This window comes from Variovorax sp. GW460-12-1-14-LB1, assembly GCF_059423605.1.
Genome location: NZ_JBWKYF010000097.1, coordinates 1 through 19455 on the forward strand (window position 1 = coordinate 1; position 19455 = coordinate 19455).

General features: G+C 66.6%; 18 protein-coding genes. 7 read left to right on the forward strand and 11 right to left on the reverse strand.

What is annotated here, in order from left to right:
• From AC07Y4_RS29825 to AC07Y4_RS29845, 5 genes are all read left to right on the forward strand, one after another.
• The coding region (locus AC07Y4_RS29825) for a helix-turn-helix domain-containing protein (protein ID WP_495275504.1) at positions 1 to 199 on the forward strand (199 nt) is incomplete at its 5' end.
• A complete protein-coding gene (ampD, locus tag AC07Y4_RS29830; protein ID WP_487848074.1) occupies positions 186 to 803 on the forward strand; it encodes a 1,6-anhydro-N-acetylmuramyl-L-alanine amidase AmpD in 618 nt (205 codons plus the stop codon). The genes AC07Y4_RS29825 and ampD, both read left to right, overlap by 14 nt.
• A 349-nt stretch (positions 804 to 1152) precedes the next feature.
• On the forward strand, positions 1153 to 4065 hold the full coding sequence (locus tag AC07Y4_RS29835; protein ID WP_487848075.1) for a ribonucleoside-diphosphate reductase subunit alpha: 2913 nt from the start codon (positions 1153 to 1155) through the stop codon (positions 4063 to 4065).
• 212 nt (positions 4066 to 4277) lie between these two features.
• Positions 4278 to 5468 carry a ribonucleotide-diphosphate reductase subunit beta gene (locus AC07Y4_RS29840; protein WP_487848076.1) on the forward strand — a complete coding sequence of 397 codons (1191 nt, stop codon included), beginning with the start codon at positions 4278 to 4280 and terminating at the stop codon, positions 5466 to 5468.
• 199 nt (positions 5469 to 5667) lie between these two features.
• On the forward strand, positions 5668 to 6228 hold the full coding sequence (locus AC07Y4_RS29845; protein ID WP_056575601.1) for a histone H1-like DNA-binding protein: 561 nt from the start codon (positions 5668 to 5670) through the stop codon (positions 6226 to 6228).
• A 117-nt stretch (positions 6229 to 6345) separates the two neighbouring features.
• Here AC07Y4_RS29845 and AC07Y4_RS29850 read toward each other — a convergent pair whose 3' ends face one another.
• The 7 genes from AC07Y4_RS29850 to AC07Y4_RS29880 all read right to left on the reverse strand — a co-directional run bounded on the left by AC07Y4_RS29850 (position 6346) and on the right by AC07Y4_RS29880 (position 12760).
• Positions 6346 to 7248 (reverse strand): carbohydrate kinase family protein, encoded by a 903-nt coding sequence (locus AC07Y4_RS29850; RefSeq protein WP_095743623.1) that lies wholly within the window; start codon positions 7246 to 7248, stop codon positions 6346 to 6348.
• Between the two features lie 58 nt (positions 7249 to 7306).
• On the reverse strand, positions 7307 to 8695 hold the full coding sequence (locus AC07Y4_RS29855; RefSeq protein ID WP_487848077.1) for a zinc-ribbon and DUF3426 domain-containing protein: 1389 nt from the start codon (positions 8693 to 8695) through the stop codon (positions 7307 to 7309).
• Positions 8696 to 8777: 82 nt separating this feature from the next.
• On the reverse strand, positions 8778 to 9668 hold the full coding sequence (gene prmA / locus AC07Y4_RS29860) for a 50S ribosomal protein L11 methyltransferase (RefSeq protein WP_354345688.1): 891 nt from the start codon (positions 9666 to 9668) through the stop codon (positions 8778 to 8780).
• 20 nt (positions 9669 to 9688) lie between these two features.
• Positions 9689 to 11038 carry an acetyl-CoA carboxylase biotin carboxylase subunit gene (accC, locus tag AC07Y4_RS29865; protein WP_307695591.1) on the reverse strand — a complete coding sequence of 450 codons (1350 nt, stop codon included), beginning with the start codon at positions 11036 to 11038 and terminating at the stop codon, positions 9689 to 9691.
• Between the two features lie 2 nt (positions 11039 to 11040).
• A complete protein-coding gene (gene accB, locus AC07Y4_RS29870; protein WP_070060113.1) occupies positions 11041 to 11502 on the reverse strand; it encodes an acetyl-CoA carboxylase biotin carboxyl carrier protein in 462 nt (153 codons plus the stop codon).
• 101 nt (positions 11503 to 11603) lie between these two features.
• Positions 11604 to 12164 (reverse strand): TlpA family protein disulfide reductase, encoded by a 561-nt coding sequence (locus tag AC07Y4_RS29875; protein WP_062481237.1) that lies wholly within the window; start codon positions 12162 to 12164, stop codon positions 11604 to 11606.
• Positions 12164 to 12760 carry a hypothetical protein gene (locus tag AC07Y4_RS29880; RefSeq protein WP_062481235.1) on the reverse strand — a complete coding sequence of 199 codons (597 nt, stop codon included), beginning with the start codon at positions 12758 to 12760 and terminating at the stop codon, positions 12164 to 12166. Before AC07Y4_RS29880 ends, AC07Y4_RS29875 begins: the two co-directional genes overlap by 1 nt.
• Positions 12761 to 12861: 101 nt before the next feature.
• Between AC07Y4_RS29880 and mpl the strand changes: the two genes are divergently transcribed.
• The gene (gene mpl, locus AC07Y4_RS29885) at positions 12862 to 14274 is read left to right on the forward strand and encodes a UDP-N-acetylmuramate:L-alanyl-gamma-D-glutamyl-meso-diaminopimelate ligase (protein WP_487848078.1); all 1413 of its coding nucleotides are present in this window, start codon (positions 12862 to 12864) and stop codon (positions 14272 to 14274) included.
• Entirely contained in the window at positions 14271 to 14780 is a 510-nt protein-coding gene (locus AC07Y4_RS29890) for a cupin domain-containing protein (RefSeq protein ID WP_095948193.1), read from the forward strand. Before mpl ends, AC07Y4_RS29890 begins: the two co-directional genes overlap by 4 nt.
• An 11-nt stretch (positions 14781 to 14791) precedes the next feature.
• Here the strand turns inward: AC07Y4_RS29890 and AC07Y4_RS29895 are convergent, their stop codons facing one another.
• The 4 genes from AC07Y4_RS29895 to rodA all read right to left on the reverse strand — a co-directional run bounded on the left by AC07Y4_RS29895 (position 14792) and on the right by rodA (position 19431).
• The gene (locus tag AC07Y4_RS29895; protein WP_101491181.1) at positions 14792 to 15910 is read right to left on the reverse strand and encodes a 3-deoxy-7-phosphoheptulonate synthase; all 1119 of its coding nucleotides are present in this window, start codon (positions 15908 to 15910) and stop codon (positions 14792 to 14794) included.
• A 235-nt stretch (positions 15911 to 16145) separates the two neighbouring features.
• On the reverse strand, positions 16146 to 16685 hold the full coding sequence (locus AC07Y4_RS29900) for a hypothetical protein (RefSeq protein ID WP_062481228.1): 540 nt from the start codon (positions 16683 to 16685) through the stop codon (positions 16146 to 16148).
• Between the two features lie 82 nt (positions 16686 to 16767).
• Complete coding sequence (gene tldD / locus AC07Y4_RS29905) at positions 16768 to 18228, reverse strand: metalloprotease TldD (protein WP_095743620.1); 1461 nt, start codon at positions 18226 to 18228, stop codon at positions 16768 to 16770.
• Positions 18229 to 18276: 48 nt separating this feature from the next.
• Entirely contained in the window at positions 18277 to 19431 is a 1155-nt protein-coding gene (gene rodA / locus AC07Y4_RS29910; RefSeq protein WP_062481224.1) for a rod shape-determining protein RodA, read from the reverse strand.
• Positions 19432 to 19455 lie beyond the last annotated feature (24 nt).

Below are 19455 nucleotides of genomic sequence, written 5' to 3' on the forward strand. Positions count from 1 at the left end.
GCCCTCCGACCTGCAAGCCTGGCTCGACCAGCAGGAGCGCGAGATCCTCGTGCGCGCGCTGCACGAAAGCGGCTTCAACCGCACGGCCGCCGCCGCGCGGCTGGGCATGAGCCTGCGCCAGATCCGCTACCGCATCGCGCGCCTGGGCATCTCCACGCCCAACGGCGACGACGGCACCACCGCGCATGCCGACGACTGACGACCTCGCCACGACACCGGCCAGCGACGATGGACTCTGGCGCGCCGGCTGGTACCGCTTCGCCAAGGCCCTGCCCTCGCCCAACTTCGGACCGCGCCCCGTCGGCGCGCAGACCGACCTGATCGTGCTGCACTCCATCAGCCTGCCGCCGGGCGAATACGGCGGCGACGCCGTGCAGCAGCTCTTCACCAACCGGCTCGACTGGGACGCGCACCCGTACTTCCAGTCGATCCGCGGGCTCGAGGTGTCCTCGCACTTCTATGTGCGCCGCAACGGCGAGCTCTGGCAGTTCGTGAGCTGCGACGACCGCGCCTGGCACGCCGGCGTGTCGTCGTGGCGCGGGCGCACCAACTGCAACGACGACTCCGTCGGCGTCGAGCTCGAAGGCCTCGAGGGCGAGCGCTTCGAAGAGGCGCAGTACGAGACGCTGGCCAGCCTGTGCGCCGCGCTCGCGCAGCACTACGCCATCGCCCACATCGCCGGCCACGAGCACATCGCGCCCGGTCGCAAGCAGGACCCCGGCGCCGGTTTCGACTGGCGCCTGCTGCGCGAACAGCTCGGCTGGAATCCACAGATGTTTCCCGAGCAGGTGGTCACGCGCTAATTTTTTCAATCGCTCCGTGGCCCGCGATGCGCCGCTCTCGCAGCGCAGCAATCTCGCAAGCGCAGGCACGCGACGTAGCAACCATGCGGGCTGCAGGCCCAAATCGCCTTGCAAGCCGCGCCCCGTGCGGGTTGCGCCACCATGGGCCAGTATTCACGCGGCATCGCTGGCGATGCGCTGGATGCGGCGCAATTCCTGCAAGGGTTGCGTCCATAGGAAAACACTACCTGTAGTGGCTTGTAGGGCACAGACACCCTAGATATAGTGTCTTCCCGTTCGGCAACAACGCCGACGCAAGGCCCGCGAGGCCTTGCCAACCAACAAGAATTGCACAACCGAGAGGAAGCGAATGCAAACTGCACTGAACACCCCGTCGACCCCCCGCGCCGTCCCCGCGACGCCGCAGCAGCAACAAGACACTGCGGGCTCGCCCACCGGTCAGAACCTCGCGCACTACCAGATCATTCGCCGCAACGGCGCCGTCGTTCCCTTCGAACCGAACAAGATCGCCATCGCGATGATGAAGGCCTTCCTGGCGGTGCACGGCACCCAGGGCGCGGCTTCCGCCAGCGTGCGCGAGACCGTCGACACGCTGACGCAAGGCGTGATCCGCGCCATGGTGCGCTCGCGTCCGGGCGGCGGCACCTTCCACATCGAAGACGTGCAGGACCAGGTCGAGCTCGGCCTGATGCGCGGCGGCCACCATGAAATCGCGCGCGCCTACGTGCTGTACCGCGAACGCCGCACCCAGGAACGCTCCAAGCAGGGCGAGCAGGACGTGCCCGCCGCACCGGCACTGCACGTGCTCGACAACGGCGAGCGCGTGGCGCTGGACCTGAGCGAGCTCAAGGGCCTGATCGAATCGGCCTGCCAGGGCCTGGGCGACAGCATCACCGCCGCCCCCATCGTCGCCGAGACGATGCGCAACCTGTACGACGGCGTGCCGCTGGACGAGGTCTACAAGGCCTCCATCCTGGCCGCCCGCACGCTGATCGAGAAGGACCCCGACTACACCTTCGCCACCGCGCGCCTGCTGCTGCACACGATCTTCAAGGAGATCATCGGCCGCGAAGTGATGCCGGTCGAGCGCGCCACCGCCTACGCCGACTACTTCCCGCAGTTCATCAAGAAGGGCGTCGAGAACGAGCTGCTCGACGAGAAGCTGCTGCAGTACGACCTGCCCCGCCTGGGCGCCGCCCTGAAGGCCGAGCGCGACAACCAGTTCGACTACCTGGGCCTGCAGACCCTGTACGACCGCTACTTCCTGCACGTGCGCAAGACCCGCATCGAGCTGCCGCAGGCGTTCTTCATGCGCGTGGCCATGGGCCTGTCGCTGAACGAAATCGACCGCGAAGCCCGCGCCATCGAGTTCTACGAAGTGCTGTCGTCGTTCGACTTCATGTCGAGCACGCCCACCCTGTTCAACGCCGGCACGCTGCGCTCGCAGCTGTCCAGCTGCTACCTGACCACCGTGCCCGACGACCTGGACGGCATCTACGAGTCGATCAAGGAAAACGCGCTGCTGTCGAAGTTCGCCGGCGGCCTGGGCAACGACTGGACCCGCGTGCGCGCACTGGGCAGCCACATCAAGGGCACCAACGGCGAATCGCAGGGCGTGGTGCCGTTCCTGAAGGTGGTGAACGACACGGCCGTGGCCGTGAACCAGGGCGGCAAGCGCAAGGGCGCCGTCTGCACGTACCTGGAAACCTGGCACCTCGACATCGAGGAGTTCCTGGAGCTGCGCAAGAACACCGGCGACGACCGCCGCCGCACGCACGACATGAACACCGCCAACTGGATCCCCGACCTCTTCATGCGCCGCGTGATGGAAAAGGGCACCTGGACGCTGTTCTCGCCCTCCAACGTGCCTGACCTGCACGACCTGTTCGGCGCCGACTTCGAAAAGGCCTACGTCGCCTACGAAGAGAAGGCCGCCCGCGGCGAGATCAAGCCCGCGCGCACCCTCCAGGCCTCGGACCTGTGGCGCAAGATGCTCACGATGCTGTTCGAGACCGGCCACCCCTGGATCACCTTCAAGGACGCCTGCAACGTGCGCTCGCCGCAGCAGCACGCCGGCGTCGTGCACTCGTCGAACCTTTGCACCGAGATCACGCTGAACACCAGCGACACCGAAACCGCCGTGTGCAACCTGGGTTCCGTGAACCTGCTGCAGCACCTGAAGGACGGCAAGGTCGACCAGGAAAAGCTCAAGCGCACCATCTCGACCGCGATGCGCATGCTCGACAACGTGATCGACATCAACTACTACGCCGTGAAGAAGGCGCGCGACTCGAACCTGCGCCACCGTCCGGTCGGCCTGGGCCTGATGGGCTTCCAGGACGCGCTGTACGAACTGCGCATTCCCTACGCCTCGCAGGAAGCCGTGCAGTTCGCCGACGAGTCGATGGAAGCCATCTGCTACCACGCCTACTGGGCCTCGACCGAGCTGGCCAAGGAACGCGGCAAGTACTCGAGCTACAAGGGCTCGCTGTGGGACAAGGGCATCCTGCCGATCGACTCGCTCGACCTGCTCGAGAAGGCCCGCGGCGGCTACGTCGAAGTGGACCGCTCGGCCACCCTCGACTGGGATTCGCTGCGCGCCAAGATCAAGGCCGACGGCATGCGCAATTCGAACTGCGTGGCCATCGCCCCCACGGCGACCATCTCGAACATCATCGGCGTGGACGCCTCGATCGAACCCTGCTTCGGCAACCTGTCGGTCAAGTCGAACCTGTCGGGCGAGTTCACCGTGATCAACCACTACCTGGTGCGCGACCTGAAGCGCCTGGGCCTGTGGGACGACGTGATGGTCATGGACCTGAAGCACTTCGACGGTTCGCTGCGTCCCATCGACCGCGTGCCGCAGGACGTGAAGGCGCTGTACGCCACCGCGTTCGAAGTCGAGACGACGTGGCTGGTGGAAGCCGCCGCGCGTCGCCAGAAGTGGATCGACCAGGCGCAGTCGCTGAACATCTACATGGCCGGCGCCTCGGGCAAGAAGCTCGACGACACCTACAAGCTCGCCTGGCTGCGCGGCCTGAAGACCACGTACTACCTGCGCACGCAGAGCGCGACGCACGCTGAAAAGTCGACGGTGCAATCGGGCCGTCTCAACGCGGTGTCGTCGGGCAACGACGCACCCTCGGGCATGAGCGCACTCGAAGCCGCCGCTGCTGCAGCGAAGGCACAGATGAGCGCGATGCCCGCCACCGACATCGCGTTCTGCGGTGTCGACGATCCGACCTGCGAAGCCTGCCAGTGATGTGCAAGTGAAGCGTCAACACACAAGACGCTTCGATCGATCAGCGAGGTGCTCGCACAAGTGAAAAGCGCGCGACGTTCAATCAATCAAGGCATTGACTGACGTCGCGCGATGCATGCGAGCAACATAACAACCCCATAAATGGCGCACGATGTGAACGAGCACTTTGCAACTCACATCGTTGCTCCGATAATTGCGCATTGGATTTTTCTATGTTGACCTGGGACGAAGAAGTCAAGCCCTCCTTACCAAAGGATATGCAACAAGGATTGCAGCAGCACCACGCATCGACCGGCGGTCTTCCCGCTGGCCGCGCGGTCGCCGCTCCGACTTCGTCGCTTGCACAACCCGCCACTGCCACCGCACCGGTGGCCGCCGCTGCAGGCCAGCGCGTCAAGGCTTCCGACAAGCGGATCATCAACGGCCAGACCGACGTCAACCAGCTGGTGCCGTTCAAGTACAAGTGGGCCTGGGAAAAGTACCTCGCCACCTGCGCCAACCACTGGATGCCGCAGGAAGTGAACATGACGCGCGACATCGCGTTGTGGAAAGACCCGAACGGCCTGACCGAAGACGAGCGCCGCATCGTCAAGCGCAACCTCGGCTTCTTCGTGACCGCCGACTCGCTGGCCGCCAACAACATCGTGCTGGGCACCTACCGCCACATCACGGCTCCCGAGTGCCGCCAGTTCCTGCTGCGCCAGGCCTTCGAGGAAGCGATCCACACGCACGCGTACCAGTACATCGTCGAGTCGCTCGGCCTGGACGAGAGCGAGATCTTCAACGCCTACAACGAAGTGCCGTCGATCCGCGAGAAGGACCAGTTCCTGATCCCGTTCATCGACGCCATCAGCGACCCGAACTTCAAGACCGGCACGCACGAGACCGACCAGACGCTGCTCAAGTCGCTCATCGTGTTCGCCTGCCTGATGGAAGGTCTCTTCTTCTACGTCGGCTTCACGCAGATCCTTGCGCTGGGCCGTCAGAACAAGATGACCGGCGCTGCCGAGCAGTACCAGTACATCCTGCGCGACGAGTCGATGCACTGCAATTTCGGCATCGACCTGATCAACCAGCTCAAGCTCGAGAATCCTGGCCTGTGGACCGCAGAGTTCAAGGCCGAGATCAAGGACCTCTTCATGAAGGCCGTCGAGCTCGAATACAAATACGCCGAAGACACCATGCCGCGTGGCGTGCTCGGCATGAACGCCTCCATGTTCAAGGGCTACCTGCGCTACATCGCCAACCGGCGCGCGCAGCAGATCGGCCTCGAAACGCTCTTCCCGAACGAGGAAAACCCGTTCCCCTGGATGAGCGAAATGATTGACCTGAAGAAAGAGCGCAACTTTTTCGAAACCCGCGTGATCGAGTACCAGTCGGGTGGTGCGCTCTCCTGGGATTGAATTTTTCGATACACAACAATTCATGAATTCAAGAATTGCCCTTGCCACCGACTGCGCCAAAGAGCGCGGCATGGACGAGGGCTCAGGTGTTCATGGTGCTGGGGCTCAGATTCCAACGCCATGAATCGCTTCACGCTCCCAACGCGCGTGGAGTGCTTCAATAGGTTGATTTTTTCAACTTGATCAAGGAGAAATAGAAATGGCAACTGCAAAGAAAGCGCCGGCCAAGAAGGCCGCTGCAAAGAAGGCTCCGGCTAAGAAGGCTGTCGCCGCGAAGAAGGCTCCGGCAAAGAAGGTCGCTGCCAAGAAGGCTCCGGCTAAGAAGGCTGTCGCCAAGAAGGTCGTAGCGAAGAAGGCTCCGGCAAAGAAGGTCGCGGCCAAGAAGGTTGCAGCCAAGAAGGTCGTAGCGAAGAAGGCTGCACCGGCGAAGAAGGCCGCTGCCAAGAAGGCTCCGGCAAAGAAGGCCGCCGCCAAGAAGGCGCCTGCCAAGAAGGCCGTAGCGAAGAAGGCGCCTGCCAAGAAGGCTGCTGCGAAGAAGGCCCCTGCGAAGAAGGCTGCCGCCAAGAAGGCCCCTGCCAAGAAGGCCGCGGCCAAGAAAGCCGCGAAAAAGCCCGCTGCCAAGCCTGCCGCTGCTGCCAAGAAGCCTGCTGCCAAGAAGGCCGCCGCGCCTGCGAAGGCTGCCGTAGCGCCTGCCCCTGCGGCGCAAACGACGCTGAATCCCCAGGCAGCCTGGCCGTTTCCGACGGCCAGCAAGCCCTGAGTGAATTCTCAGCGGCCTTGAAAGGCACGAAGCCCGGCACCGCAAGGTGCCGGGCTTTTTTCATGGGCGCCCGCTGTCGCCGAATCGCCGAAGCGATGCGGGCGGGTCGTCAGCGAATCACAGGTCGAGCGTCGCGCGATCGATCTGGTAGTTCTGCGGTCCGCGCTGCGCGATCTTGAGCGCACCGATGCGGTTGCCAAGCGCGGCGCAGCGCGCCAGCGGCCATTCCTTTTCCAGGCCGTACAGCAGGCCACCGCGCCATGCATCGCCGCAGCCCGTGGGCTCGACCACGGCCGTGGGCGTCACGCCGGGCACGTGCTCGCGCTCGCCACCGGTCCACACCTCGCAGCCCTCGGCCGCCAGCGTGACCACGAGGCCGCGCACGCGCTGCGAGATCTCGGCCAGGCTCCAGCCGGTGCGCTGCGACAGCATCTTGCCTTCGTAGTCGTTGACGACGACCCAGCTCGCGAGCTCGATGAAGTGGCGCAGCGCGTCGCCGTCGAACATCGGCAGGCCCTGGCCCGGATCGAACACGAAGGGAATGCCGGCGGCGGCGAACTGCTCGGCGTGCTGCAGCATCGCCTCGCGGCCGTCGGGCGCGATGATGCCGAGCTTGATGTCCTCGCGCGGCACCACCTTCGTGATGTGCGCCTGCTGCATCGCGCCAGGATGGAACGCCGTGATCTGGTTGTTGTCCGTGTCGTTCATGATCATCGCCTGCGCGGTGAAGGTGTCGTCGAGCTGACGCACGAACTCCGTGCTGATGCCCAGCGTGCGCATGCGCTCGGCGTAGTCGGCGCCGTCGCTGCCCAGCGTGGCCATCGGCAGCGCCGTGCCACCCAGGGCGTTGAGGCTGTAGGCGATGTTGCCGGCGCAGCCGCCGAAGTCACGGCGCAGGCCCGGCACCAGGAACGACACATTCAGGATGTGCAGCTGGTCCGGCAGGATCTGGTCGGCGAACCGGCCTTCGAAAGTCATGATGGTGTCGAACGCGAGGGAACCGCAAATCACTGCTGCCATGGGTGGACCGTAGGTTGGATGAGAAAGGAAACGAACGGCGCGCGTGTCGGCGCTCCGCTCAGGGATAGAAAGCTTCGACGCGGTAGCCCGCGATCGGCGGCAGTGCCGCCGCTTCGCTGGCCGACAGGGTCAGTGGCAGCGAGGCCGCGCGGTCGGCACGCGCCGCCAGCACGCCCGGCGCGCCGTAGTCGGTGGGCGTCAGCACGCGCCGCACGACAGCTTGTTCCTGCGTGTCGAGCAGCGACAGCTCGATGGCCGGCATCGCGAGCGGCACGGTCGCCGCATTGCGCAAGGTGAAGCTCAGACGGTAGTCGTTGCCGCCGCTCTTCTCGCGCGCGAAGGCCGCGCCCTCGATCACGATGTCGCCGATCTGGCGCAGCGCCGCAAGCTCGCAACCGGTGTACTGGCACAGCGCCGACAGGGCGGGCCGCAGGTTCGGCTGGCGCGCCACGATGCCGTCGCGCTCGTGGCGAACGATCTGCACGATGAGGGCCAACGCCGCGAGCACGGCCAGCAGCACGAGCAGGCGGCGCACGCCCTTGCGTTGCCAGAAGCCGATGGCCTTTTCGGCTGGCTCTTCTTCTTCGGCGAAGGGATGGTCTTCAGGCGCCTCGAAGGTCGCGGAGAGCGAGAAATCCGGCTCGCCTTCGGCACGGATGCCGGGGCCCGGCAGCGGCGCGGACGCGTCTTCGTGCTGCGCGTCACGCGCCTTGGCGTTCGCGATCTTGGCCGACTTGGCGCGCGCACGGCGCAGCGCCTTCTGGATCAGGAGCTGGTCGTGATCCTTCTCTTCCTGCTCGCGCTCCGCGGCCGCGCCGTCGTCGTTCTCGCCGGTCGCTGCAACCAGCCCGCGCAGCGCTGAGCTGCGCGGCAGGTCGGGCAAGGGCGGCGCAGGCGGCGGCGATGCGGGCGGCGGTGCGCCGAGGTTCAGGTCGATGTTCGGAAACGGCGGCAGCGAACTCGCGGGCGGACGCCATGCGGGCTCGGTGGCGTCGAGGTCGGACCAGGGCTCGTCCGCGGCGAGGCCGTGTGCGGGCAGCGTCAGCTCGAAAGGCAGCGGGGACGCAGCCGGCGCGACGTTGGTGGCGGCGGTCGACAGCCCAGCTTCTTCTTGAGGAGCAGGCGATGGCGCCTGCGGCTCGGACTCGTCATCGAGAAAGTCGGCCTCCTCGACCGCCGGCCGTGCGGCCGCCAGGTCGATGCGCGCGTCCTCGAAAGACGCCACCAGTGCGGCCATCGACGACATCGGCGAAGGTGCCGATGTGGGCGCAGGCGCCGGCGCGGCAGGCGCGGACACCGCACCATCGGGCGCCTCCTGCAGATCGAGCGTGGCATCGAACACATGGCTGCAGCGGCCGCAGCGCACCCAACCGTCCGAGATGCGAAGCTGGTCACGCACCACCTTGAAGGTGGTGGTGCAGGCGGGGCAACGCGTGACGAGGCTCATGACCGGGCGATTGTAGGGTTGGGCCCTCGCCACGCAGGCAGGCGCCCGGGGCACCCGCAGCGCGAGCGCCCGGCCACACGCTTCAGCAGCGTGCGGTCATGAGGATCCAGCCGTCCTCGGTGTCGCTGACTTCGAGCGCGGCGTACGGCGCGTAGGCCGCCTTCAGCTCGTCGGCCTGGCGCTCGAGGATGCCGGCCAGCACCAGCGAACCACCGGCGGCCACATGGCTGCGCAGCAGCGGTGCCAGCACCTTGAGCGGCGTCGCGAGGATGTTGGCGAGCACTGTCTGGTACTCGCCCTTGGCCGCTTCGGGCAGGCCGGCGTTCAGTTGCACGCCGTTGGCCTCGGCGTTGAGGCGGGTCGAGGAGACCGCGGCCTCGTCGATGTCGACAGCGTCGATGGTGCGCGCGCCGAACTTGGCCGCGCCGATGGCCAGGATGCCGGAGCCGCAGCCGTAGTCGAGCACGCGCTGGTCGGCAAAGGCGCCCTCGCCCTGCGTCGCGATCCAGCGCAGGCACATGCGCGTGGTCGGGTGTGTGCCGGTGCCGAAAGCCAGGCCCGGGTCGAGCCGGATCACCTGCTTGGCTTGCGCGGGCGGTTCGTGCCAGGTCGGCACGATCCAGAACTCGGGCGTGATCTCGACCGGTGCGAACTGCGATTGCGTGAGCCGCACCCAGTCCTGGTCAGGCACCGGCGCCACGCCGAGCACCGCGCAGCCTTCGAAGAAGTCCTGCAGCGCGAGCACCGAGGCCGCCTCGTGGGCGGCCGCTTCGTCGGGGAACAGCGCGATCACGCGCGAACGCTGCCAGCCCTCCTTGGGCGGCGGCATGCCGGGCTCGCCGAACAGGGCCTGCTCGGCATCGGTCTGCGCATCGGCGTCTTCGACCGACACGCTCAGCGCATCGAGTGCGTCGAGCGCATCGCCGAGCATTTCGACCCGGTCTTCCGGCGCCATGAGGCGGAGTTCAAACATACAGGGCGTTGCGCGTGGACTCAGCGCTTGTGCGCCGCGAGCCACTCTTCCAGGTAGTGGATGTTCGTGCCGCCGCTCATGAACTTGGCGTCGACCATCAGCTCGCGGTGCAGCGGCATGTTGGTCTGGATGCCTTCGATCACGGTCTCGTTCAGGGCCGTGCGCATGCGCGCCATGGCCTGTTCGCGGGTGTCGCCGTACACGATGATCTTGCCGATCATCGAGTCGTAGTTCGGGGGCACGAAGTAGTTGGTGTACACGTGCGAGTCGACGCGCACGCCCGGGCCGCCCGGCGGGTGCCACATGGTGATGCGGCCCGGCGACGGCGTGAACTTCCACGGGTCTTCGGCATTGATGCGCACCTCGATGGCGTGGCCGCGCATCTCGATCTGGCGCTGCGTGAACGGCAGCTTCTCGCCGGCGGCGACCATGATCTGCGTCTTCACGATGTCGATGCCGGTGGTGAACTCCGTGACCGGATGCTCCACCTGCACGCGCGTGTTCATCTCGATGAAGTAGAACTCGCCGTTCTCGTACAGGAACTCGAAGGTGCCGGCGCCGCGGTAGCCGATCTTCTTGCAGGCGGTGGCGCAGCGTTCGCCGATCTTCTCGATCAGCTTGCGCGGAATGCCGGGGGCCGGCGATTCCTCGATCACCTTCTGGTGGCGACGCTGCATGGAGCAGTCGCGCTCGCCCAGGTAGACCGCGTTCTTGTGCTTGTCCGCGAGGATCTGGATTTCGATGTGGCGCGGGTTCTGGAGAAACTTCTCCATGTACACGGCCGGATTGTTGAAGGCAGCGCCGGCTTCCGCCTTGGTCATCTGGATCGCATTGACCAGCGCCGCCTCGGTGTGCACCACGCGCATGCCGCGACCACCGCCGCCGCCTGCCGCCTTGATGATGACCGGGTAACCGATCGCACGGGCGATGCGCTTGTTGGTGGCGGCGTCGTCCGACAGTTCGCCTTCCGAGCCGGGCACGCAGGGCACGCCGGCCTTGATCATGGCCTGCTTGGCCGAGACCTTGTCACCCATCGTGCGGATGTTGTCGGGCGTCGGGCCGATGAACTGGAAGCCGCTTTGCTCCACGCGTTCGGCGAAATTGGCGTTCTCGCTCAGGAAACCATAGCCGGGGTGGATGGCTTCAGCGTCGGTCACCTCGGCGGCCGAGATGATGGCCGGCATGTTGAGGTAGCTCAGGCCCGAAGGCGCCGGGCCGATGCACACGGCTTCCTGCGCCAGCTTGACGTACTTGGCTTCGCGATCGGCTTCGGAATAGACCATCACGGCCTTGATGCCCATTTCGCTGCAAGCGCGCTGGATCCGAAGGGCGATCTCCCCCCGGTTTGCAACCAGAATCTTCTTGAACATGCTTACTCGATGATGAACAGCGGCTGGCCGTATTCGACCGCCTGGCCGTTTTCGCCGAGGATCTGCGTGACCGTGCCGGCCTTGTCGGCCTCGATTTCGTTGAGGATCTTCATCGCCTCGATGATGCAGAGCGTGTCGCCCTCGTTCACCTTGCTGCCGACTTCGACGAAGGCCGCGGCGCCCGGGCTGGACGAACGGTAGAAGGTGCCGACCATCGGCGACTTCACGGCGTGGCCGCTCGGTGCGGCTTCGACGGCGGGGGCTGCGGCGGCCGGGGCGGCAGCACCGGCCACGGCGGGCGCTGCCACGGCGGGCGCGGCGGCCAGGGTCTGCACGTACTGCACGGGGGCGGCACCGCCACCCTTGACGATGCGGACCTTGCCTTCGGTCTCGGTGATTTCCAGTTCGGAAATATTCGATTCGGACACCAGATCGATCAGTGTCTTGAGTTTGCGCAGATCCATGGGACTCCAGTGCCAGCTTTGCCGGTCTTTAGGAAAGAACTTGACCGAAAACCGTCGATTTTCGGCGTTTGGCGTCTAACGCCAGCTTGTGTATTTAAATTCTAACCGTGAACAAGTTGGCGTCGCCAAGCGTCCAGGTCGGTCGTTTCAAGCTTGCCCATTTTACGAGCCAGCACCGAACCGTCGGCATGGAGCACCAAGGTGAACGGCAGGCCGCCCCCCGTGTTGCCCAGATTCTTCACCAGTTCCATGCCCTGCAAGCCGGCCAGCGCGGTCGGGTAGGTGACCGGCGTGCGCTGCAGGAATTTGCGTACGGCGCTGGGCTGGTCGATGGCCAATCCCACCACTTGCCAGCCGTTGGCGCCGTGTTCGCGGAAAAAGGCGTCGATCATCGGCATTTCTTCGACACAAGGCGGGCACCACGTGGCCCAGAAGTTGAGCAGCACGGGCTTGCCACGCAGACTCGACAGGGCCAGCTCGCCGCCCTCGGGGCGCTCGAAGCGCTGGTCCCAGAACATGGCGGCATCGAGCTTTTCGCCGCCGGTGGCCGCGACGCCGCTGTCATTGCGCTCCCGCCACCAGGCGCCGGCAATGCCGGCCGCGGCAGCGACTGCCGCCACGCCGGCATACAGCATGCCGCGTCGTGTGGGCGTTGAAGTCATTACTGGTCCTTTTCTTGTTCAATGCGTCGGCGCAGCGCGTTCAGGTCGCCGCGCGGCGCGCGCCCCTGGGCGTCGGGCTTGAGGGCGCCGCGCAGGTCGTCGAGGTCGTACACCAGCAGGTGGACCCCGATTTCCTCGCCCAGCGCCCGGCTCGGCGCGTGGACGCTGAGGGCTTCGACTTGCTCGCCATGGAAGCCGGTCACCATGCGCGGCTCGTAGTCCACGTGGTGATCGATCAGGGCGATTTCGGCCGACTTGGAATCATCGCAGAACAATTGAATATAAATGTCTGACAAACGTGTGGCCGTGCCGTGCCAGACGGCGCCGCCCACATGCGGCCGGAACACGGCCATGCGCTCCATCCACTCGAGCGCGAGCAGGCGCAGCGCGTGCAGTTCCTGGGGCTGGGTGTCGGCGCAGAAGACCGCGATGTAGTCGCGCACCTCGGCCTCGACCTCGTCGTTGTTGGGCAGCGCGGTGCGCGTCGGGAGGCCGAGTTCGCGCAGCGCCCGACGCTTGGCCGGGCCGTACTCAAGCCCCTCCTCGACGACGAGTCGGGCGGCAACGGCGGCGATTTCACGCTTGGACGTGTCCATCGGGGCATTTTGCCCGCTGCGAGCGTCCCTCACATGAACATCAGTACGGCGCCCGGGGCGAAGCCGCCGGGGCACCCGCAGCGCCTCCCTAGAATTGGCCGATGCACATTCATATTCTGGGTATCTGCGGCACGTTCATGGGCGGTGTGGCCGCCCTCGCACGCGAAGCAGGCCACCGGGTCACGGGCTGCGACGCCGGCGTGTACCCCCCGATGAGCGACCAGCTGCGCGCGCTCGGCATCGACCTGATCGAAGGCTTCGGCGCCGACCAGCTGGCCCTCGCCCCCGGCATGTTCGTGGTCGGCAACGTCGTCTCGCGGGCCCGGCTGCCCGACGGCAGCCCCAAGTTCCCGCTGATGGAAGCCATCCTCGACGCCGGCAAGCCCTACACCAGCGGCCCGCAGTGGCTGGCCGAGCACGTGCTGCAGGGCCGCCATGTGCTGGCCGTGGCCGGCACGCACGGCAAGACGACCACCACCTCGATGCTGGCCTGGGTGCTCGAACAGGGCGGCAAGGCGCCCGGCTTCCTGGTCGGCGGCGTGCCGCTGGACTTCGGCGTCTCGGCCCGCCTGGGCAACGGCCCGGCCTTCGTGATCGAGGCCGACGAGTACGACACCGCCTTCTTCGACAAGCGCAGCAAGTTCGTTCACTACCGGCCGCGCACCGCGGTGCTGAACAACCTGGAGTTCGATCACGCCGACATCTTTGACGATCTGGCCGCCATCGAGCGCCAGTTCCATCACCTCGTGCGCACCGTGCCCGGCACCGGACGCCTGGTGGTGAACGCCACCGAAGAGAGCCTGCAGCGCGTGCTGGCCCAGGGCTGCTGGAGCGAACTCGCCCGCTTCGGCGACGGCGGTCCGGCCACGGAATGGCAAGCGCGCGGCACGCACGACGCCTTCGACGTGCTGCACCGCGGCGAAGTGGTCGGCCGGGTCGAGTGGGCGCTCTCGGGCCTGCACAACCAGATGAACGCGCTGGCCGCCATCGCGGCGGCCGACCACGTGGGCGTGCCGCCGGCCGATGCGGCCCGCGCACTCGGGCGCTTTCGCAACGTGCGCCGCCGCATGGAATTGCGCGGCACGGTCGAGGGCCAGGGCGGAGCGATCACCGTCTACGACGACTTCGCCCACCACCCCACCGCGATCCGCACCACGCTCGATGGCCTGCGCAAGAAGCTCGACGACGCCGGCAAGCAAAGTGAGCGCATCCTCGCGGCCTTCGAACCGCGCAGCAACACGATGAAGCTGGGCGTGATGGCCGCGCAGCTGCCGTGGAGCCTGGAATCGGCCGACCTGTCGTTCTGCCACACGGCCGGCCTCGACTGGGACGCGGCCGCCGCGCTGGCACCGATGGGCGCACGCGCCCAGGTCGCCGGCGCCATCGAGCCGCTGGTGCAGCAGGTGGTGGCCGCCGCGCGGCCCGGCGATCACATCGTCTGCATGAGCAACGGCGGCTTCGGCGGCGTGCACGAGAAACTGCTGGACGCCCTGCGCGCCGCCCAATCATCATGAACGGCATGCGCGCGCGCGAGCTGATCGACACCCTGAAGCTCCAGCCCCACCCCGAGGGCGGCTGGTACAGCGAGGTGTTCCGGTCGGCCGCGAGCGTGACGCCCGCCGACGGCCGCGCGCCGCGCAGCGCGCTGACCAGCATCTATTTCCTGCTCGAAGTCCACCAGCATTCGCGCTGGCACCGGGTGCTGTCCGACGAGGTCTGGGTGCACCTGGAAGGCGTGCCGCTGGCGCTGTGGACCTGCGACGCCGCGATGCGGACCGCGCCGGCCCACGTGAAGCTGGGCCCAGTCGACGTGCACGGCACCCGGCCGCAGCACGTGGTGCCCGCCGGCCAGTGGCAGGCCGCGCGCCCGATCCAGGGCCACGCGGCGGGCGACTACACGCTGGTCGCCTGCATGGTCGGGCCGGGCTTCGACTTCGCCGACTTCTCGCTGGTGCCGCCCGGCAGCGACGAAGCGGCGTCGATGCGGCACCACTGGCCCGACCTGGCCAGCATGCTCTAACTAACTACGCTTCAGCCCCGGCGCTGCTTGACGGCTTGAGACAAGGTCTCGAGCACCTGCACCGAATCGTCCCAGCCGATGCACGCATCGGTGATGCTCTTGCCGTACTCGAGGCCCGAGAGCTGGTCCTTGCCCGGCGTGAACTTCTGGGCGCCCGCCTGCAGGTGGCTTTCGATCATCACGCCGAACACGCGCTTCGAACCGCCGGCGATCTGGTCGGCGATGTCCTTGGCCACGTCGATCTGCTTCTGGTGCTGCTTGGAGCTGTTGGCGTGGCTGCAGTCGACCATGAGCGTGGGCGGCAGCTTGGCGGCTTCGAGGTCCTTGCAGGCCGCTTCGACGCTGGCGGCGTCGTAGTTCGGCGTCTTGCCGCCGCGCAGGATCACGTGGCAGTCGCGGTTGCCGTTGGTCTGCACGATCGCGACCTGGCCGTTCTTGTGCACCGACAGGAAGTGGTGGCCGCGCGCCGCCGCCTGGATGGCGTCGGTGGCGATGCGGATGTTGCCGTCGGTGCCGTTCTTGAAGCCGATGGGCGCCGACAGGCCCGAGGCCAGCTCGCGGTGCACCTGGCTTTCGGTGGTGCGCGCGCCGATGGCGCCCCAGGCGATCAGGTCGCCGATGTACTGCGGCGAGATCACGTCGAGGAACTCGCTGCCCGCCGGCAGGCCCAGGCGGTTGATGTCGATCAGCAGCTGGCGTGCGATGCGCAGGCCTTCGTCGATGCGGTAGCTCTCGTCCAGGTACGGGTCATTGATGAGCCCCTTCCAGCCGACCGTGGTGCGCGGCTTCTCGAAGTACACGCGCATCACGATTTCCAGCGTGCCGGCGTACTTGTCGCGCTCGGCCTTGAGGCGGCGGGCGTATTCGAGGGCGGCGGCCGGGTCGTGGATCGAACACGGGCCCATGATCACCAGCAGCCGGTCGTCCTTGCCGGCCATGATGTTGTGGATGCCGCGGCGGGTGCCGGTGATCAGCGTTTCGATCGGCGTGCCGCGGATCGGGAAGAAGCGGATCAGATGTTCGGGAGGGGGGAGCACGTTGATGTCCTTGATGCGTTCGTCGTCGGTCTTGCTGGTTTTTTCGACGCTCGCATACCAGCTGTCGCCGGCGGGAGGGGTGTTCGTGCTCATGGTTCTCTTCCTTGTTGGTGTGAATGAAAAATCGTCAGGGCATAAAAAAACCGCCGGGGGCTGGAAGCCACCGGCGGTTCTGGGAGGGTGTTCGTTTGCTTTACGCGCTCGCCTCTCGTCCGCCGGAAACCGGGAACCAAAAGTAGGCAAAAAAGTAAGCGCGGAGGGCGGACATGTGGGCGGAATGTAGCACGGAAAACAAAAACCCGGCCAGGCGGCCGGGTCGGTGTTGTTTTTACCTGTAGCCCGATTCGTTGGCGTTGTGAATGATCCAGATCAGGTTGCCGCTGCTGAAATCGCCCATGCCGCCGCCCGCGAAGATCAGGCGGCCCTGGCCCTTGTAGGTCATCTCGAAGCGATGGCGATCGCTGCCGAAGTAGAACGGAATCCAGGCCTTGCCGGTGATGTAGGCGCCCTGGTCGGTGGGCTGGCCGGCGAGGTCGGTGACCTGCTTGGTGCTCATGCCGATCTGCAGGCGCGTGAACTTGCTGTTGCGCGCCGGGTTGCCGGTGATCTCGCCTTCGAAACCGTTCAGGCCCTTGACGGTGCGGCCGCTGCCGGCCTCGACCTTGGAAGAATCCACCACGTTGCCGCGTGCGTCCATGCCGGCCTTCGACCCGCTGGGCGCCGCAGGCGCGGCGGCGGCCGGGGCGGGTGCCGGTGCGGCGGCGGGCTGGCTGCCCGAACCACCGCGCGATGCGCAACCGGCTGTGGCCAGCGCGACCACGGCGGTCGCGGCCCACAGCACGGCGGGCGAATTGATCCTGTTCCCCATTGAAATGCTCCTTGATTCGTCGTTCGCAAAAAAGAAGCGCAGCTTAGCAACCGAATGAAACAGCCGGCAAGTGCCGAAAGTCCTAAGCCGTTCCACCTACCGTCAGGCCGTCGATGCGAAGGGTCGGCTGGCCGACGCCCACGGGCACGCTCTGGCCTTCCTTGCCGCAGGTGCCGACGCCCGAATCGAGCGCCATGTCGTTGCCGATCATGGTCACGCGGGTGAGCGCGTCGGGGCCGTTGCCTACGATGGTCGCGCCCTTCACCGGGTACTGGATCTTGCCGTTCTCGACCCAGAAGGCCTCGCTGGCCGAGAACACGAACTTGCCGCTCGTGATGTCCACCTGCCCGCCGCCGAAGTTGGTGGCGTACAGGCCCTTCTTGATGCTGGCGACGATTTCCTGCGGGTCCTTGTCGCCACCGAGCATGTAGGTGTTGGTCATGCGCGGCATCGGCACGTGGGCGTAGCTCTCGCGGCGACCGTTCCCCGTGGGCTTGACCTTCATGAGGCGGGCGTTCATCGAGTCCTGGATGTAGCCCTTGAGGATGCCGTCCTCGATCAGCACGTTGCGCTGGCTGGCGTGGCCTTCGTCGTCCACGTTGAGCGAGCCGCGGCGGTCGGCGATGGTGCCGTCGTCGAGCACCGTGACACCCTTGGCCGCCACGCGCTGCCCGATGCGGCCCGAGAACGCACTCGAGCCCTTGCGGTTGAAGTCGCCCTCCAGGCCGTGGCCGATGGCTTCGTGCAGCAGGATGCCGGGCCAGCCCGAGCCGAGCACCACGGTCATCTCGCCGGCCGGGGCCGGACGGGCGTCGAGGTTGGTCAGCGCGGCCTTCACGGCGTGGTCGACGTACTCGGCGATCTGCGCATCAGTGAAATAGGCCAGGCCAAAGCGCCCGCCGCCGCCGCCCGAGCCGACCTCGCGGCGCCCGTTCTGCTCGGCGATCACGGTGACCGACAGCCGCACCAGCGGCCGCACGTCGGCCGCCAGCGTGCCGTCGGCGCGCGCCACCATCACGACGTCGTACTCGCTGGCCAGGCCGGCCATGACCTGCGCCACGCGCGGGTCGCGCGAGCGGGCGAGCTGCTCGACCTTCTCGAGCAGCTTCACCTTGGCCGTGCTGTCGAGCGTGGCAATGGGGTCGATGCCGCCGTAGAGCGAGCGGCTGGAGGCGATCTTGCGCGGCACGGTCTTCACACGCGCGGTGCGGCCGGCGGAGGAAATGGAACGCACCGTGCGCGCCGCGTCGAGCAGCGAGGCCTCGGAGATGTCGTCCGAATAGGCAAAGGCGGTTTTCTCGCCGCTCACGGCGCGCACGCCGACGCCCTGGTCGATGCTGAAGCTGCCGGTCTTGACGATGCCTTCCTCGAGGCTCCAGCCCTCGCTGCGGGTGTACTGGAAGTACAGGTCGGCATCGTCCACGCGATGCGCGGTGATCTCGGCCAGGGCCTTGCTCAGGTGCGATTCGTCCAGGCCGAACGGCGTGAGCAGGAGCTGTTGCGCCGTGGCGAGGCGCTCGATGGTGGGTTCGCGGGAGATCATGGCTGCCATTCTAGGCAGCCGCCCCCGTCCGTGCCGCCCCGGGGGACTCTAGTTCTGGGCGAGTTTGCGGGCCCGCGCGATCGACATCAGGATGCCCAGCCCCAGCCCCAGCGTGACCATGGCGGTGCCGCCGTAGCTGATGAAAGGCAGCGGCACACCCACCACCGGCAGGATGCCGCTGACCATGCCCATGTTCACGAAGGCGTAGGTGAAGAAGATCATGGTCACCGCCCCGGCCAGCAGGCGCGAGAACAGCGTGGGCGCGTTCAGCGCGATGGTCAGCCCGCGGAAGATCAGCAAGATGAAGGCCGCGATCAGCGCCAGGTTGCCGATCAGGCCGAATTCCTCGGAGTACGCCGCGAAGATGAAGTCGGTGGTGCGCTCGGGAATGAATTCGAGGTGCGTCTGCGTGCCCTGCATGAAGCCCTTGCCGCCCACGCCGCCCGAGCCGATGGCGATCATCCCCTGAATGATGTGGAAGCCCTTGCCCAGCGGGTCCTTGCTCGGGTCGAGCAGCGTGCACACGCGCTGCTTCTGGTAGTCGTGCAGCACGCGCCAGTCGACGCCGTCGACGCACAGCTGCGACTCGAAGCCCACGATCAGTGTGATGGCCACCGCGCCGAGCACCACCGGCGGCACGATCAGCTTCCACGGCAGCCCGGCAAAGAAGATCACCGCCAGCCCGGCCGCCAGCACCAGCAGCGAGGTGCCCAGGTCGGGCTGTTTCATGATGAGCCCGACGGGCACCGCCAGCAGCAGCGTCGCCACCACGAAGTCGAGCGGGCGCAACTGGCCTTCTCGGCGCTGGAACCACCAGGCCAGCATGAGCGGCATCGCGATCTTGAGGATTTCGCTGGGCTGGATCACCACGCCCACGTTGATCCAGCGCTGGGCGCCCTTCTTGGTGATGCCGAACAGCGCCACCGCGATCAGCAGCGCCACCCCGGCCGCATACAGCGGCACGGCGAAGGCCATGAGCCGCTGCGGCGGCACCTGCGCCACCACGAACATGATGCCGCCGGCCAGCAGCATGTTGCGGCCATGGTCGAGAAAGCGCGTGCCATGGTCGTAGCCGGAGGAATACATGGTGAGCAGCCCGGCAAAGGCGAGCAGCATCACGGCAAAGGCCAGGAAGCCGTCGAAGCCCTGGAAGATGGGCGCAATGCGACGCGCCAGGGAGGGCTGGTTGAACACGGCAGACATGATGGGGGCGGATTATCCCCGCCC

Bases quoted from the DNA above. Each gene is read 5' to 3' on its own strand.
- rodA (WP_062481224.1), bottom strand. From the start codon at position 19,431: ATGTCTGCCGTGTTCAACCAGCCCTCCCTGGCGCGTCGCATTGCGCCC.
- AC07Y4_RS29900 (WP_062481228.1), bottom strand. From the start codon at position 16,685: ATGGGGAACAGGATCAATTCGCCCGCCGTGCTGTGGGCCGCGACCGCC.
- tldD (WP_095743620.1), bottom strand. From the start codon at position 18,228: ATGATCTCCCGCGAACCCACCATCGAGCGCCTCGCCACGGCGCAACAG.
- accB (WP_070060113.1), bottom strand. From the start codon at position 11,502: ATGGATCTGCGCAAACTCAAGACACTGATCGATCTGGTGTCCGAATCG.
- AC07Y4_RS29875 (WP_062481237.1), bottom strand. From the start codon at position 12,164: ATGACTTCAACGCCCACACGACGCGGCATGCTGTATGCCGGCGTGGCG.
- AC07Y4_RS29840 (WP_487848076.1), top strand. From the start codon at position 4,278: ATGTTGACCTGGGACGAAGAAGTCAAGCCCTCCTTACCAAAGGATATG.
- AC07Y4_RS29895 (WP_101491181.1), bottom strand. From the start codon at position 15,910: ATGAGCACGAACACCCCTCCCGCCGGCGACAGCTGGTATGCGAGCGTC.
- AC07Y4_RS29880 (WP_062481235.1), bottom strand. From the start codon at position 12,760: ATGGACACGTCCAAGCGTGAAATCGCCGCCGTTGCCGCCCGACTCGTC.
- mpl (WP_487848078.1), top strand. From the start codon at position 12,862: ATGCACATTCATATTCTGGGTATCTGCGGCACGTTCATGGGCGGTGTG.
- AC07Y4_RS29845 (WP_056575601.1), top strand. From the start codon at position 5,668: ATGGCAACTGCAAAGAAAGCGCCGGCCAAGAAGGCCGCTGCAAAGAAG.
- prmA (WP_354345688.1), bottom strand. From the start codon at position 9,668: ATGTTTGAACTCCGCCTCATGGCGCCGGAAGACCGGGTCGAAATGCTC.
- accC (WP_307695591.1), bottom strand. From the start codon at position 11,038: ATGTTCAAGAAGATTCTGGTTGCAAACCGGGGGGAGATCGCCCTTCGG.
- AC07Y4_RS29855 (WP_487848077.1), bottom strand. From the start codon at position 8,695: ATGAGCCTCGTCACGCGTTGCCCCGCCTGCACCACCACCTTCAAGGTG.
- AC07Y4_RS29835 (WP_487848075.1), top strand. From the start codon at position 1,153: ATGCAAACTGCACTGAACACCCCGTCGACCCCCCGCGCCGTCCCCGCG.
- ampD (WP_487848074.1), top strand. From the start codon at position 186: ATGCCGACGACTGACGACCTCGCCACGACACCGGCCAGCGACGATGGA.
- AC07Y4_RS29890 (WP_095948193.1), top strand. From the start codon at position 14,271: ATGAACGGCATGCGCGCGCGCGAGCTGATCGACACCCTGAAGCTCCAG.
- AC07Y4_RS29850 (WP_095743623.1), bottom strand. From the start codon at position 7,248: ATGGCAGCAGTGATTTGCGGTTCCCTCGCGTTCGACACCATCATGACT.